Raw genomic sequence first — 15,313 nt, forward strand, 5'->3', positions numbered from 1 at the left:
GCACCACTCAGCGCCGCACGCCGTAGCGGGCGTCGAGCGCGGCGTCGGGGGCGGGCGTGCCGAAGGCGGCCGTCCAGCCGCCGTCCACCGCGATGGACTGGCCGCTGATGTAGCCGGACTCGTCGCCGAGCAGGTAGGCCACCAGCGACGACACGTCGTCGACGGTCGCGATGCGGCGCATCGGCGGACCCTCGGCCAGGCCGCGCTCCTCGGCGGCGGGGTCGGGAGCTGCGGCGATCTGCGCCTCTAGGTGCGGGGTGCGCACGCCGCCGGGGGCGACCGTGTTGGCGCGGATGCCGTAGGCGCCGTAGCTGACGGCGACGCTGCGGCTCAGCGCGTCGATGCCGCCCTTCGTGAACTCGTAGGCCGCGTGGTCGAGGAAGCTCGCCCGGCCGTGGATGGAGCCCACGTTCACGATGGAGCCGCCGCTGGTCTGCTCGACGAACGCCGACACGGCGGCGGAGCATCCCCAGAGGTAGCCGAGGCCGTTCGTCTCCACCACCGCGCGGACGGTCTCCTCGTCCAGCTCGTGCAGCGGCGTGCGCCGGGTGATGCCTGCGTTGTTCACCCAGCCGGCGAGCGGGGCGAGCTCGCGGGCGCGGTCGGCGGCGGCGGTGTGCGTCGCCCGCTCGGCGGAGTCGCCAAGCACGACCGCCGCGCAGGCGCCCGCCTGGACGCTGTCCGAGGCGGTCCGCTCCACGCCGACCACCAGCCAGCCGTCGGCGGTCAGCCGCTCGGCGATCCCCCGGCCGATGCCCTTGCCGGAGCCGGTCACGACGACGCTGCGGTTCATCCCTGCCTCCCGAACTCGACGCTACCGGGTGCGAAGGCGAAGCCGAATCCGGGCTCGGGGCCCGGCTGCGCGTGTCCGTCGGCGAACACCGGGCCTCCCGTCACCAGCGTCGGGGACGGGTCGTACGGGTTTCCGCCCGGCCCGCGGCCGAAGGTCTCTATCGTGACACCGGGCAGGTGCGCGGACGCCTCGGGGCTGATGTGACACGACACCGGGAGGCCGCGCTCGCGCGCCCAGGCGAGGAACTCCAGCGCAGGGGTGATCCCGCCGAGGGCGACGACGTCGAGTCGCGCCAGATCGAGGGCGCCGCCCTCGGCGAGAGCCTTCAGGACGGCCGGGTCGGTGACCTCGTCGCCGACTGCGACCCGCTGGCCGCCCTCGGCGCGCACGCGGGCGTTGCCCGCGACGTCCTCCGGGAGCAGCGCATCCTCCAGCCAGGCGAGGCGCGGGGCGTCCCACGCGCGCAGGTCGGCGAGCGCCTCGTCGGCGTCCCGCCAGCCGAAGCCGGCGTCGACCACCAGCCCGGTGCCGGAGGGGAGGCTGCGGTCCAGCTCGGCCAGCAGGTCGCGCATCAGCGCGTTGTCCGGCGAGCGCGAGATCTTCACGAGCGGCCAGCCCGCCTCCGCCTGGCCGACCACCTCCTCGACCAAGCCGTCGACCGTGCGTCCCGGGGTGGGATACGCGGCGACGAGCATCGCGGGACGTGCGGAGCCGTCGGCGCCGGTGAGCCGCCAGACCGGCTCGCCGGCGAGGCGGGCGCGGAGGTCCCACAGCGCGATGTCGACCATCCCGAGCGCGCGACGGACCAGGCCCACCCGCCCCACGATCGCGCTGCCGCGGTAGGCCCGCTCCCAGAGCGCCGCGGTGTCCAGCTCGCCGTCCCGCACGTGCGGGGCGATCAGCCGCTCGACGATGTCCGCCATCGGCGCCTCGCGGGTGAGCGCGTAGGAGAGACCGGCCTCGCCGTCCTGCTCGACGCGCACCGCGGCGTACTCGCGGCGGGTGACGGTCATCGCACCGAGCTGCAGCGGCTCGCGCAGCGGCAGGGCGACGGTCGACGTGCGGACCGTGCGGGAGGTGGTGGTCGCCCCGGTCACGGCTTCGGCACCGACGCGAGCGGGACGCCGTAGTCGACCATGAAGCCGCCGTCCACGTACAGGGTCTGGCCGTTGAAGTAGCTCGCCTGGTCGGAGAGCAGGAAGGCGACGGTCTCGGCCACCTCGGACGGCTCGGCGAGACGCCCGGCCGGGATGCGGGCGAGGATGGTCTCCTCGCTCAGCGTCCCGGCCGCGACGCCCTGCCGGAACACGCCCGTGTTCACGTAGCCGGGCGCGACCGCGTTGACCCGCACGCCGCGCGCCGCCCACTCCGCGCCCGCCGTCGCGGTCAGGCCGATGACGGCCGCCTTTGTGGACGCATACGGCGCACGCCCGGCGGAGCCGCGCGACGAGATCGAGGAGATGTTGACGATGCGGCCGCCGCCCGCGGCGAGCATGTGCCGTCCCGCCGCCTGCAGGCAGAGGAAGACGCCGTGCAGGTTCACGTCGACGACGGCCTTCCACTCCTCCCAGGCCAGGTCCTCGATCGCCCGGTGCCGCTGGATGCCCGCGTTGTTGACCACCGCATCCAGCCGCCCGAACTCCGCGACCACCCCGTCGAACACGGCGGCGACGTCGCCGGGGTCGGTCACGTCGAGGCGGCGGTGCACGATGCCCTCCACCGGCTCGGTCTCGGTGAGGCCGGGCACCAGGTCGGCGGCGACCACGCGGTAGCCGCCCGCGGCGAGGCGGCGGCCGATCTCCCAGCCGATGCCGGCGGCTCCCCCGGTGACGAGGGCGACGGGCGCGGCTCCGGCGGGCGTGGATGCGGTTGCGGTCATGCGGGTCCCTTTCAGACGGTGATGGTGCCGGCGGTGATGACGCGGTCGGAGTCGGCAGGGAATCCGACGCGCGTCACCGAGGCTTCCACATTCGTGGAGTGCAGGAGGGTGGACGGGCTCGCGAACGCCGCGCTCGCCAGCTCCAGCCTGCCGTTCTCGAAGCGGCAGCCCGTTGCGCGGTAGTGGTTCACGCCGCCGGTGATGGAGAGGTGCGTGCCGCTGCCGTCGCTGCGCGCGAAGGAGCTGTCGGCGAGCAGCCAGGTCAGCGCCTTGTCGCCGGCGCGCGTGAACGCCGCGCCGCCCGCGCCGGTCACGACGCTGCCGCCGGTGACCTCGACCACCTGCTCGGCCGTGCCCGCCGCCTGGACGGTGACGTTGTCGAGCCGGCTCGCCGTGAAGCGGGTGCGCGCGGACGCGGTCTGCACCGGATCGGCTCCGGCCTTCGCTGTGAGGGTCGAGCCGCGGAAGGTCACCTCGCCTGCGCCGAGGATCTTCACGCCTCCCACATTCTCGAGGGTGGTGTTCTCGAACGTGACCGGCGCCTTCACGGTGGCGTCGGTGAGGTTGCCGGGAGCAGCGAAACCGAACCAGGAGTCCCGGATCACGGTGGGCCGGGTGGATGCGCTGGACGACTGTGTGATCACCAGGGTGCTGTCGGCCGTGCAGCCGGTGAGCTGGGCGCCGTCGGCGTTGATCCACAGCATCCCGGAACCGGCCAGGCTCGGCTTTCCGATCACGCGGACGTCCTCGAGCGTCAGGTCGGTGATCCGCACGCGGGCGACGAACCACGAGCAGATGTGCTTGCGCACGGTGATCCGCTTGGCGGCCGAGCCCCACGCCGCGCCCGAGTTCGCGAACGTCATCAGGCCGGAGTTGCCGGTGTAGGTGAGGTCGTGCTCGTACTGGCCGTGTGTCACGAACGGGCCCTGGTCGTCGCCGTCGCCGTGGCAGTTCTCGACCATCGAGTACGCGCTCGCGGTGAAGTCGTTGAGGTGACGGGCGTTGGAGGTGTGGCAGTTCGCGACGTAACCGTAGAGGCAGTAGATCTGCTGCGTCAGGTAGCCGGCGCCGCCGTAGGTGACCGAGGTCGGGTTGGAGAGCGTGCAGCCGACCGTGGAGTAGAACGTGTTCCAGCGCCGCATGATGAGCGGCCAGAACGTCAGCGAGCCGACGATGTTCTCCACGTCGCAGCGCACCGCGTACTCGAACGCGATCGGGTGCGACCCGGTGTACTGGTCGGTGCCCTTGCCGCGGAACACCAGGTTCGCGATGCGGATGTCCTGCACCGGCTCCACGCGCGTCCAGGTGATCGTGCGGCCCGCGGCGAGCGGCCAGCCGTTCTTGTAGTTCACGCGGATGTGCGTGGCGTCGACGATCTGGGTGACCTGGACGAGCTTCTGCAGCTCCCGCTCCCAGCGGCCGCTGAGGGCGTTGACCTCCGCCGCGTACCAGGAGTCGACGGCGAACCAGCTGGAGTCGGCCACCTCGAAGATGTCGCCGAGGTCGGGGATGGCGGCGCTCAGCGTCGCGGTCTGGACGTCCTTGGTGAGGACGCCCTGGAAGAACATGACGGCGGCGAACGGGTCGTCGGTCCCCGCGTTCTCGATGCCCTCCGTCGTCATCAGGTGGCCGCCGAAGTCCAGCTCCAGGTGCGAGCGGACGAGCTTGTGGCGGCGGACGAAGTTCAGGTCGGTGTGCGCCTCGATGCGGTGGATGGACGCGTCGGCGACCATCGCATCCAGCGCGTCGTCCGCGTTCGTCTTCGGGCCCATCACGCCGAAGTGGCGGAAGTCGACCGTCCCGGTGTGCTGGAGCAGCCACACGGTGCCGTTCTTGCCCGCGACGACGGTGCCGCCGTTCACCGCGTGCCCGGCGCCGAGGGCCCCGCGGTAGACGAGGCCTCCGATGTCGCCCGGTGTGCGGTAGCCGGTGGCGACGGCGACATCCCCGTCCGCCGCCTTGATCTTCGCGAGGTCGGAGACCAGGCGTGCGCGCTTGACGGAGCCGGAGGTGTCTCCGCTCGCGGCCACGGCCGCGTCGGCGGGCGCCGCCACGCCGAGGGCGCCGACACCGCCGATCGCGGCGGCGCCGAGACCCACGATGAGGCCGCGGCGCGAGCCGGAGCGCGGGACATCGGGGCGGGGGGCGTCGGGGCGCTCGGCCCCGGGGACGGTGGTGCGGGAGGTACGGGTCATTGCGCAGTGCTCCTTTCGGTCAGCCGGCGACAGCGACGTCGCCGACGATGATGCGGGCGGTGGGTTCGGGAAGGGTGCGGTTCACGCCGTGCTCGGCGCTTCCGTCGTAGATGAGCGTCGAGCCGCCGCCGAAGCCGGAGGCGGGCAGACGCAGGCCGCCGCCGGTGAACCGGCAGCCGGTGACGCGGGCGTGGTTGACGCCCGACTCGATCGCGAGGTGGGCGGTGCCCGCGGGCGCCGAGGAGGTGACGCCGGCGATCCGCCACGCGACGACCGCGCCGCCGTCGCCGCGGGCGATCGTGGCGCCGGAGCCGCGCGTGGTGGAGATCAGCGTGCCGTCCACGCTCACCGTCTGCTCGCGGGAGGCGGTGGCGACCAGGGCGATCCCGTCGATGCTGCCGCCGCGGACGGTCAGCTCGGCGGCGGCGACGGTGCAGGGCGCGCCGTCCGCCGGCCCGCTGAGGTCGCAGTCGGTGAACCGGAGGGGGCCGGATCCCCGCGCGACCGCGCCGTCCATCCCGGCGATGCGGCAGCGTACGAAGGAGACGGGAGCGGTGACCGGCGTCTGCACCAGCACCTGACCCTTCGGCAGCGTGAACGTGCAATCCTCGATCACGGTCGGCCGGGTGGAGCGGGCGCTCCGCTGGCCGACCGCGAACAGGTCGGCGGTGCAGCCGCGCAGCTGTGCGCCGTCGGCGTTGATCGTGAGCGTGCCGGCCGGGTCGAAGGTGCTGCGCGCGGTCACCCGCACGTTCTCGAGCGTCAGATCGGTGATCTTGGTGGAGGCGACGAACCACGAGCAGACGTGGTCGCGCACGGTGATGCGCTTCGCCGCGGTGCCCCACTGGCCGCCGGAGTTCGCGATGTCCATCAGGCCGGAGTTGCCGATGAAGGTCAGGTCGTGCTCGTACTGCCCGTGCGTGGTGAACGGGTTGCCGCCCTGGTCGTCGCCGTCGCCGTGGCAGTTCTCGACCATCGAGTACGCGCTCGCGGTGAAGTCGTTCAGGTGCCGGGCGTTGGAGGAGGCGCAGTCGCGGACGTGCCCGTACAGGCAGTAGATCTGCTGGGTCAGGTACCCGGCCCCGCCGTAGAAGACGGTGGGAGGGTTCTCGATGGAGCAGCGCTCGGTCACGAAGTGCGTGTTCCAGCGCCGCATCACGACCGGCCACCAGGTGTGCGTCGCGTGGATGTCCGCGACGTCGCAGTGCACCGCGTACTCGAACGCGGTCGGATGCGACCCGGTGAGCTCGCGGGAGTCAGGCAACGAGCCGTCGTCGGGACCGTCGTACGGGCCGGCGCCGACGAAGCGCATCCCGCGGATCCGCACCCGCTCGACCGGCTGCACGCGCCGCCAGGTCAGCTTCCGGCCCGCCGCGAGCGGCCAGCCGTTCAGGTAGTCGACGCGGATGTGGCTGCCGTCGATCCTCTGGGTCACCCGCACGAAGCGCTGCAGCTCGCGCTCGTCCGCTCCACCGCCCGCGACCTCGTCGGACTGCACCGCCCACCAGCTGTCGACCGGGAAACGCGAGGCGTCGGGCACGGCGACGGCGTCGGTCAGCTCGGGCCACGCCTCGGCGAGCGGATGCACGACCGTCTCGCCGGTCGGCTTCCCTGTGAAGAACAGGACCGCACCGAACGGGTTGTCGTGGCTGTTCGGCTCGATGCCCTCGGTCGTCACCAGGTGGCCGCCGAAGTCGAGCTCGATGTCGCTGCGGGTGAAGGTGTGCCGCCGCACGAAGTTCAGGTCGGTGTGCGCCTCGATCCGCACCACGGCGGGGTCGGCGACCAGAGCATCCAGGGCCGCGTCGGCCGGGCGGTCGGGGCCGGTGATGCCGAAGGCGCGGAAGTCGACGGTGCCGTCGTGGACGAGCATCCACACGGTGCCCCGCGCGCCGGCGATCACCGTGCCGCCGTTGGGTCTGCCCGCGCCGGCCGGTGCGCCGCGGTAGAGCAGGATGCCGGCGTCGCCCGGCGCGCGGTAGCCGGCAGCGATCGCGAGCTCGCCGGTGCCCGCCTTCAGCTTTCCGAGCTCGGCGACGGTGCGGACCGGGCGGACGGAGCCGTTCTGGCCGTTCCCCGCGCCCGTCGCCTCGGCGGGCGCGGCGATACCCAGCGCTCCCGCGCCGCCGAGCGCGGCGGCGCCGAGGCCGAGCAGCAGGCCGCGGCGGGCGGTGGTTCCCTGGCGGGGGTTCGTCCCCGCTCGTTCGCTCCCGGTCATCGTCCCGCCTCCTCGATCGTGGCGGCCATCGCCGCCTCCAGACGCGCGAGCGACCCCGGGGCGAGCGGGCTCTGCCAGGCCTGGTAGGCGCCGCGTTCGTAGGCGGCGTCCGTGGGCAGGTAGACGAAGCCGGGTCCGTTGGTGAGGTTCATCACGACGACGGGGGTGTCCGGGTTCGCGGCGCGCAGCCCGGTCTGGAGGGGGGAGTACGCCTCGCCGGGATGGGCGGCGAGCACCGCATCCCCCAGCCGCCAGATCCAGAAGGGATGCTCGACGGTCGGCGCGTCGATGTAGCCGTCACGCAGGTTGCGGGCGCGTCCGAGGCGCTCTGCCCTGCTGCGCGGGTCGATGTCCGCCCACCGCTCCTCCAGTTCCGCCAGCGACGGGAGGTCGGCGAGGTCCAGCTCGACCCGGCCGCGGACGGCCGCGACGCGGGTGCTCGGCTCCTGGCCCTTCGGGGTCCAGAGACCGAGCGGCGCTCCGGACTCGACGACCGCGCTGAGCTCGAGCCCCGCGCCCGGGACCGGCAGCAGGTCGAGCGCGGCCAGCACCGCGTGGCCGAGGGCGCGGCCGTGCCGGTCGGCGACGCCGAGGTCGCCGGTGTACTGCTCGCGCGGAGCCAGCTCACCAGACGCGCCCTGCAGGAAGAGCACCGGGGCGCCGGTCTCGCGCTCCACCAGCTCCCGCATGGCGCCGACGTAGTCGGGCGAGACGAGCCGGTTCTGCCAGGCGAGGGTCGTGGGATGGCAGGCGTAGTTGACGATCGTCGCGAGCGGTCGGCCGTCGACGCCGGTCACCCGGCCGACCGTCACGGTGTCGTCCGCCGCCTCCGCCTCCGGGTTGAAGCCGACGATGGCCCGGCCGTCGACGTCCAGCTCGCGGTCGGCCGCGAGGGCGCAGCGTCCCGTCGTCCAGTCGACGTGTGCCGGGGTGGCTGCCTGCAGCGCCTCCCGGCCGGCGGCGACGATGGCCTCGGCGAGCGCGTCCAGGTACGCGGCGATCAACTCGCCGCCGGGCAGGTCGCCGTCGGCGCGGCAGAGCACCGGACCGGCGTGCGTGTGCGAGAGCGCGATGAGGAGCTGGTGCTCGCCGAGACCGAGCTCGGCCAGTACGCGGGAGCGCACCGACCACTCGTCGTCGACACGTCGCCACCAGGTGCCGTCCACCGCGGCGAGCACGAGCGGCTCCGCGCCGCCGACGGCGAGCGCCGTGACCGTGAGCGGTCGGTGCGCGCCCTCCGAGCGCTCCCAGTCCGCAGGTCCCCAGTTCTTGGCCCGGATGCCGGTCGGCGGTGTGATGTCGCGTCGTGCAACGCCGAGCGGCGCGTCGGTGTGCGGCACGGCCAGGCGTGCTCCTCGTGCGGTCATCGCCCATCCCTTCCAGTGCTGTTCACAGGTAGTCCCCCGTCCAGTGGTGGGCGCGGGGATGCCCGACCGTCGCGCGGACGGCGTCCGCGCCGGAGTCGAGCGGGTGGAACATGCCGGTGTCGTCGTCCGGCCGGTCGCCGTCCGCGACCACGGTCGCGAGCAGCGCGTCGAAGGGCTCACCCGCCGGCAGGTGCGCCGAGACGGAGGTGACGCCCGCCGCCCGGAGGTCCGCAGCGACGGCGTGGCCGATGGCCGCGAGCGCGTCGGAACGACCGGCGGCCTCGAGCACCTCTCCCGCCTGCGGCCTGGCGACGGCGTATCCCGAGCGGTGCGTGTAGACGGTGGCGCCGGCGTACCAGCCGGCGGCACGGGCCCAGCCCAGGCCGTCGCGGACGGCCGTCAGCGGGCGGTCGGCGCAGGCGGCGTCGTAGTGCGCGGCGAGCGCGGCGGGGTCGATCGCCCGGATGGGGGCCCGCTCCACCCCGAGCGGGCCGCTCGCGGCGGCGTCGGCGAGCACGCCGTCCAGGCGGCGGTGCTGACGGAACGGCAGGAAGCCGCTGCCCGCGTAGACGCCGGGGGTCCCCGTGAACAGCAGCGCCCAGTCGTAGCCGGCCCTGCGGCCGAAGGCGACCGCGTCGTCCATCAGCTCGCGGGCGACGCCGCGGCCGCGTGCCCGCTGCGCCACGGCGACGTTGGCGATGCCGAGCACGCGCGCGACGCGCCCGGTGGCGGTGTGTCTGCGCTGGTCGACGAGGTAGAGCGCGCCGGCGATGCCGTCCGCGTCCTCCGCGACGAGCGTCCAGGACCGGTGCACGGGGTCCAGCCGCCACTGCGCGGCCATGCCCGGCTCCCCGAACGCCTCGTCCCAGAGCGCGACGACGGCGTCCTCGTCCTCCACCGCGGCGGCGCGCGGCACGGCGGCGGTCATCGGGCGGGCTCCGCGACGAGCTCCCGGGCGGGCTCCGCGACCAGCACGGGGGCGGGCTCCCGGGTGAGCGCGGCCAGCTCCAGCGCGGCGCGGTAGCTCTCGCGGGAGCGCCGCCAGGCCACGGGTGCGTCGCCGCCCCTGGCGAAGTCGACGAGGCGGCGGGCGAGTCCGGTGTATCCCAGGTCGTCGCCGTCGCCGAGCACGAGCTCGTGGGCGCCGTCCGGCGCGAGCACCCGGATCGCGTAGCGGTCGGGACCGGGCACGCCGCTCACCGAGACCGTCAGCGGCACACCGTGCACCGAGCCGAGCGCCAGGGCGACCGTCTCGGAGCGGGTCGGCAGGTCGCCGCGTGCGGACCGGCCGACCGCGATGATCGGGCGCGCTCCCGGGATGACGGCGTCCAGCAGCTCGAAGGCGTGCAGTCCGACGTTCAGGATGGTGCCGCCGGCACCCGCGGGATCGTCCTGCCAGTCGCGCTCGGGCGTCAGGAAACCGGCGATGTCGTGCTGGGCAGACACCTCCACGGCGAGCATCCTCGCCGGGTCCACCCGCTCGGCGAACCCGGCGACGGCCGGGGCGAACCGCAGCACCGACGCCGTCGAGAACCGCGAGCCCGCCGCATCCAGCCGGTCGAAGGCGCCGACCGCCTCCTCGGACGCCGCGACGGTCTTGTTGAGGAACACCGGGATGCCCGCCGCAGCGCACGCGGCGGCCACCGCGACGGCGCGCGGGGTGCGCGGGGTGGCCACCACCAGGTCGGGGCCGTCGGCGAGCAGGGCGCCCGGGTCGGGGGCGACGGCGGCGCCGAAGCGCTCGGCGAAGTCGTCGCGGCGGGCGGGGTCGTCCGCGTCCCACACGGCGCTCACGGTCGCGCCGATGTCGACGAGATTCGCGGCGTCCGCCCAGGGGTGACTGTGCGCGACGCCGGCGAAGGCCACGCGGAGCCCGCTCGTCCGGCCGGTCATGCCATCCGCTCCAGGTCGGCGGCAGTCACCGCGTGCCGCAGCGGCTCGTCCGCGGCGAAGCGCTCCAGCTCGTCCACCACGATCGCGCCCTGCCGCAGCCGGCCCTCCCTGGTGCCCGCCGCCTTGTGCGGGGTGAGCAGCGCGTTCGGGAGCGAGCGGAGGGGGTGGTCCGCCGGCAGCGGCTCCTCGTCGAACACGTCGATCGCCGCGCTCAGCCGGCCGCTGCGCAGCTCGGCCACCAGGGCGCCCTCGTCGACCAGCCACGACCGCGCGGTGTTCACGAGTCCGGCGCCGTCCGGCATCAGTGCCAGTTCGCGCGCGCCGATCATCCGGTGCGTCTCCGGGAGGGTCGGCGCGTGCAGGGCGACGACGGCGCCGGCGGCCAGCAGGTCGTCCAGCCCGACGAGCTCGGCGCCGAGGTCCGCCGCCTCCGCGGCGTCGAGGGTCGGGTCGGCGAGCAGCGGGCGCGCACCGAGCACGCGCAGCAGCTCGAGGTAGGCGCGGCCGGTCCGCGAGGCGCCGACCACGCCGACGGGCGCGCCGAGCAGCTCGTGCTGGACGGGCGCCCGCTCGGCGTCGCTCCACGGGACGCCCGCGTGCAGGGCGTGGTCGAACTGCGGGACGCGGTGCAGCAGCGCCAGCGTGAACGCGAGAGACACCTCGGCGACCGAGCGCGCCATCCCCGCGCCGGCCTGGGTGACGTGCACACCGGCCGCGAACAGCTCCGGCGTCGCGAACGGTTTCACGCTCGCGCCGGTGTGCGCGACCAGCCGCAGCGCGGGGAGCCTCGCGAGCATCCCCGCGTCGAACGCCGGGACGCCCCACGCGACCACGACAGCGCGCACCGCGGAGAGGTCGGCGGCCTCGAGCGCGGCGGGGACGGACTCCGCGACGAGCAGGTCGCCGCCGAGCCGCTCGGCGACGGAGGCGAGCCGGAGCCCGTCGCCGTCCGCGAAGAACTGGGGGCGCAGCGCCTCCGGCACCGCGACGAGGAGGGTCACCGGCATCAGCGCAGCCACTCGTCCCTGTGCTCGGCGATGAAGTCGTCGTCGCCGAGGTGCGGGTACGCCAGGCGCACGCGCTCGATCTCCTCCGCCTGGCCGGGCGAGAGCGTCTCCGCCTCGTCCAGGCACCAGACGCCCTCCAGCAGACCCTGCTGGCGCAGCACCTCGTGCACGCCCGCGATGACCCCGGCGAAGCCGTTCACCGGGTCGAACACGGCCGCGTTCAGGTCGGTCAGGTCGGCCGCGAGCGCCCCCAGCTCCGCCGAGGCGGCGGCGTCGCCGCCGTGGTGGCGCTTGGCGAGGTCGAGGACGCGCGTGGCCGCACGGGTGCCGACCGCCCACTGGCCGAGCAGACCGCCCGCGAACCGCCGCTCACGACCGGCGACGTGGTGGACGGCGGTCAGGTCGGCGACGATCGCGTCGTCGTTGCCGGTGTAGAGGCTCACCTCGTCCGCGCGGTCGGACTCCCCGACGCCGCGGACCAGCTCCGCCGTCCGGTAGCGGTCGAACGGCGCGGCCTTCACCGCCACGACGGACGGGAGGTCGGCGAACCGGCGCCAGAACGACCGGGACAGCACCGGACCGCCGATCGCCTCCTGCAGGTAGAAGCCGATCACCGGGAGAACCTCGCCGACGGCGGCGGCCCGTTCCAGCAGCGACTCCTCGGTCGCGCCGGGCACGCGCGGGCTCAGCAGCACCGCGTGGTAGCCGAGGCGGGCGGCGAGCTCGGCCTCCCTGACCGCCTGCGCGGTGTCCCCGACCACGCCGGCGACCCGGACGAGCGGACGGTCGGCCTCGGCGTCCAGCACGTCGGCGGTCAGCGCGAGCACCGGCTCCAGCAGGCCGCGCTCCGGCTCGTGGATCTCGAACTGCGTGGTGTGCACGGCGATGGCGATGCCGCCGGCGCCGGAGGCCAGGTAGTAGCGGGTGAGCGCGCGCTGGCGGCGCTCGTCGAGCCGGCGGGACGCATCCAGGGCGAGCGGATGCGCGGGGATGACCGCGCCGTCGCGCAGGACGACGGCGGCATCGGCGGGGAGCACCGGCGCCATCTCAGAACCGCCCGTCGCGCACGGCCCACTTGGTGGGCTTGCCCGAGGTGGGCAGCCCCTGCCGCAGCCAGTCGGCCTGCCACTCGATGAGCGTCCCGGCCGGGACGCCCGGGTAACCGAACAGCTCGAAGCAGCGTCCGGCGTCGTTGAGCAGGGCGGTGGGAGCGGGCTCCCCCGCGAACGCGACCTCGGTGTCCAGCAGCTCGCCGAACCGCTCGGCGACCCGGCGAACGCCGAGCTGCTCCGGGCCGGTCAGGTTGAGGGTGAACACCGCGTCGCTCGCGTGGCCGAGCGAGCGCAGCACGACCTCGTTCGCGTAGCCCTGCCAGACCACGTTCACGGTGCCGGTGGTGAGATCGACCGGCGCTCCGGCCAGAACGGTCGAGCCGATATCGGCCAGCACGCCGTAGCGCAGGTCGATCGCGTAGTTGAGGCGCACGAGCGACACGCGGGTGCCGCGGGTGACGGCCGCGAACTCGAACACCCGCTCCCGGCCGAGGCACGACATCGCGTACTCGCCGACGGGCGCGGGAGTGTCCGACTCCACCGAGCCACCGCTGGCGGACGGCACGAACGGGTACACGTTGCCGGTGGAGAGCGCGGAGATCGCGCTGTCGCGGTAGCGGCGCGCGACGCGGTCAGGGAGGGCCGCGTTCACCTCCCACGCCCACGACGAGTTCGTCGCGGCGCCGAACTTCGCGCCGACCATGAAGATCACCGACGGCGCGTCCGGCAGCTCGGCGAAGTCGGCGTCGGAGAGCAGGTCGAACGGCACGGGGACGACGCGCTCTGCGGCCAGCCGCTCCCGCGTCGCGGCGTCGCCGAACCGCGAGACCGCGTACACGGTGTCGCCGCCGCGGCCCGCCTCGTCGAGTGCGCGCCGAGCGAGCACCGATAGCGTCGGGCCCATCTTGCCGCCCGCGCCGAGGATGACGAGGTCGCCGGAGCCCTCCGCCAGGTCCGCGACCAGCTCGGGCCGCGGCGTGGTGAGCGCCTGTTCGAGGTCGTGCTCGGAGCGGAACATGTCTGCCTTTCGGTTCGGTGCGCCGGTCATCCCTTGATCCCGGCCGAGGTGACGCCCTCCTGCACGTAGCGCTGGGCCACGGCGTAGGCGAGGAAGATGGGCACGAGCGCGACGACGGAGCCGGCGAGCATCACGCTGAGCGGCACGTTCTGCTGCTGCAGCGAAGCGATGCCGACGGTCAGCGTCCACATGTCGGAGCTCTTGCCGATGATGAGCGGCCAGAGGAAGTCGTTCCAGTGCCACAGGAACACGAAGATGCCGAGGGTCGCCAGCACCGGCTTGCACAGCGGCAGCACGATGGTCAGGAAGATGCGGAACTCGCCAGCGCCGTCGATCCGCGCCGCCTCGAACAGCTCGTCGGGCAGGCCCTGGATGAACTGGCGCATCAGGAACACCGCCTGCGCGTTCGCGAGCGTCGGCAGGATGAGACCCCAGTAGGTGTCGACGCCGCCGAGCTTCGCCATCACGATGAAGGTCGGGATGAGCGTCACGTGGAACGGCACCATCACCATCGCCAGGAACGACCAGAACATGGTCTCCTTGCCGCGGAACCGCTTCTTCGCGAACGCGTAGCCCGCCATCGCCGACAGCAGCAGCACGGCCGCGACGCTGACAACCGCGTACACCAGCGTGTTCAGCAGCCACATCAGGATGTTCTGGCCGCCGAGCACCTGCTCGTACGAGGCCGTCGAGAGGTTCCACGGCAGCAGGCTCGCCGGGAAGTCGACCGCGAGGCCCGGCTTCAGGCTCAGCACCACCATCGCGTAGAACGGGAAGAAGCAGGCGACGGCGGCGATGCTCAGCCAGATGTAGCGCAGGACCAGCCCGGTCCTGGTCGGCTCGAGGGCACGGAATGCGCGCACCCGGGGGGTCGTCGTTGTCATTTCTGCCTCCCGATCAGCCGGCGCTGGATGAGCGCGACGACGAGCGTCATCACGAAGAGGGCGACGCCGATGGCGGCGGCGTAGCCGTAGTCGGAGTACTTGAAGCCCTGGTCGTAGAGCATGTAGACGAGCGAGTAGCTCGCGTGCGCCGGGCCGCCCTGCGTCATCACATAGACGAGGTCGAACACCTGGAACGACGCGGTCGTCTCGATCACGGCCAGGAAGAACAGCGTCGGCTTCAGGTGCGGCATCACGATGTACCGGAACCGCTTCCAGGCGCCTGCGCCGTCCATCAGCGCGGCCTCCTCGTGCTCGCGCGGCACATCCTGCAGCGCGGCGATCACGATGAGCATCCCGTAGCCGAACCGGGACCACACCCCAACGACGACGAGGGCGGGCACGACCAGGACGCTGGAGTTCAGCCACGAGCCGCCGAGGCCGAGTGGCGTCATCAGCGCCGACCACGGCCCGTCGCTGGAGAAGATCCACTTGAAGATCGCACCCGCGAGCACCAGGGAGGTGATCACCGGCAGGAAGAAGACGGACCGGAAGAAGCGGCTCCCACGGAACGCGCGGCGCACCCCGAGCGCCATCGCGACCGACAGCGCCACCGAGATCGGCACCGCGAGCACCGAGTACGCCAGCGTCACCCCGAGCGCCTGCCAGAACGTCGGGTCGGCGAGCATCCGCTGGAAGTTCTTCACGCCCTCCCAGTCCAGCTCCCCCGAGATGTCGTAGTCGAAGAAGCTCAAGCCCACGCCCGCGATCGCCGGGCCGAAGCGGAAGGCGAGGAACAGCAGGAACGCGGGCAGCACGAAGAACAGGCCGACGCGCGCCTCGCGGCGGGCGAGGATGCGCTTGGTGATCCCGGGCGGGCGGCCGCCGGGACGCGCGGCGTCCGGCCGGTCCGCCGCGGGGGGCGGCGGGGGTGCGGTGCGGGTGGTGGTCACGGGGTTCTTCCCTCCAGACCGCGGCCGGGCCGGGATGCGCGGGGGACGCATCCCGGC

General features: G+C 73.7%; 13 protein-coding genes. All 13 read right to left on the reverse strand.

Features of this window, described 5'->3' with window-relative positions:
* Positions 1-7: 7 nt before the first annotated feature.
* The 13 genes from AAME72_RS04980 to AAME72_RS05040 are packed head-to-tail and all read right to left on the reverse strand — an operon-like array spanning position 8 to position 15,256.
* Positions 8-793 carry an SDR family oxidoreductase gene (locus AAME72_RS04980; RefSeq protein ID WP_348789134.1) on the reverse strand — a complete coding sequence of 262 codons (786 nt, stop codon included), beginning with the start codon at positions 791-793 and terminating at the stop codon, positions 8-10.
* The gene (locus AAME72_RS04985; protein WP_348789135.1) at positions 790-1,890 is read right to left on the reverse strand and encodes an enolase C-terminal domain-like protein; all 1,101 of its coding nucleotides are present in this window, start codon (positions 1,888-1,890) and stop codon (positions 790-792) included. Before AAME72_RS04985 ends, AAME72_RS04980 begins: the two co-directional genes overlap by 4 nt.
* Positions 1,887-2,672: an SDR family oxidoreductase gene (locus AAME72_RS04990; protein WP_348789136.1), complete on the reverse strand. Its 786-nt coding sequence runs from the start codon at positions 2,670-2,672 to the stop codon at positions 1,887-1,889. The genes AAME72_RS04985 and AAME72_RS04990 overlap by 4 nt, the downstream gene beginning before the upstream one ends.
* An 11-nt stretch (positions 2,673-2,683) precedes the next feature.
* Positions 2,684-4,867: a peptidase C14 gene (locus tag AAME72_RS04995; RefSeq protein ID WP_348789137.1), complete on the reverse strand. Its 2,184-nt coding sequence runs from the start codon at positions 4,865-4,867 to the stop codon at positions 2,684-2,686.
* A gap of 19 nt (positions 4,868-4,886) precedes the next feature.
* Positions 4,887-7,085, reverse strand: a complete 2,199-nt coding sequence (locus AAME72_RS05000; protein ID WP_348789138.1) for a peptidase C14 — start codon at positions 7,083-7,085, stop codon at positions 4,887-4,889.
* Positions 7,082-8,452 carry a hypothetical protein gene (locus AAME72_RS05005; protein WP_348789139.1) on the reverse strand — a complete coding sequence of 457 codons (1,371 nt, stop codon included), beginning with the start codon at positions 8,450-8,452 and terminating at the stop codon, positions 7,082-7,084. Before AAME72_RS05005 ends, AAME72_RS05000 begins: the two co-directional genes overlap by 4 nt.
* A gap of 22 nt (positions 8,453-8,474) precedes the next feature.
* Complete coding sequence (locus AAME72_RS05010; protein WP_348789140.1) at positions 8,475-9,380, reverse strand: GNAT family N-acetyltransferase; 906 nt, start codon at positions 9,378-9,380, stop codon at positions 8,475-8,477.
* Positions 9,377-10,345 carry a hypothetical protein gene (locus tag AAME72_RS05015; RefSeq protein WP_348789141.1) on the reverse strand — a complete coding sequence of 323 codons (969 nt, stop codon included), beginning with the start codon at positions 10,343-10,345 and terminating at the stop codon, positions 9,377-9,379. The genes AAME72_RS05010 and AAME72_RS05015 overlap by 4 nt, the downstream gene beginning before the upstream one ends.
* Positions 10,342-11,352, reverse strand: coding sequence for a hydroxyacid dehydrogenase (locus AAME72_RS05020; protein ID WP_348789142.1), 1,011 nt, complete (start codon positions 11,350-11,352; stop codon positions 10,342-10,344). Before AAME72_RS05020 ends, AAME72_RS05015 begins: the two co-directional genes overlap by 4 nt.
* Entirely contained in the window at positions 11,352-12,389 is a 1,038-nt protein-coding gene (locus AAME72_RS05025; protein ID WP_348789143.1) for a dihydrodipicolinate synthase family protein, read from the reverse strand. The genes AAME72_RS05020 and AAME72_RS05025 overlap by 1 nt, the downstream gene beginning before the upstream one ends.
* Before the next feature lie 10 nt (positions 12,390-12,399).
* Entirely contained in the window at positions 12,400-13,452 is a 1,053-nt protein-coding gene (locus tag AAME72_RS05030; RefSeq protein ID WP_348789144.1) for an epimerase, read from the reverse strand.
* Positions 13,449-14,306: a carbohydrate ABC transporter permease gene (locus AAME72_RS05035; RefSeq protein WP_348789145.1), complete on the reverse strand. Its 858-nt coding sequence runs from the start codon at positions 14,304-14,306 to the stop codon at positions 13,449-13,451. Before AAME72_RS05035 ends, AAME72_RS05030 begins: the two co-directional genes overlap by 4 nt.
* Positions 14,303-15,256 carry a sugar ABC transporter permease gene (locus AAME72_RS05040; protein WP_348789146.1) on the reverse strand — a complete coding sequence of 318 codons (954 nt, stop codon included), beginning with the start codon at positions 15,254-15,256 and terminating at the stop codon, positions 14,303-14,305. The genes AAME72_RS05035 and AAME72_RS05040 overlap by 4 nt, the downstream gene beginning before the upstream one ends.
* Positions 15,257-15,313 lie beyond the last annotated feature (57 nt).

The sequence above is a fragment of the Leifsonia sp. NPDC080035 genome (genome assembly GCF_040050925.1).
In the GTDB taxonomy this organism is placed as follows: Bacteria; Actinomycetota; Actinomycetes; order Actinomycetales; family Microbacteriaceae; genus Leifsonia.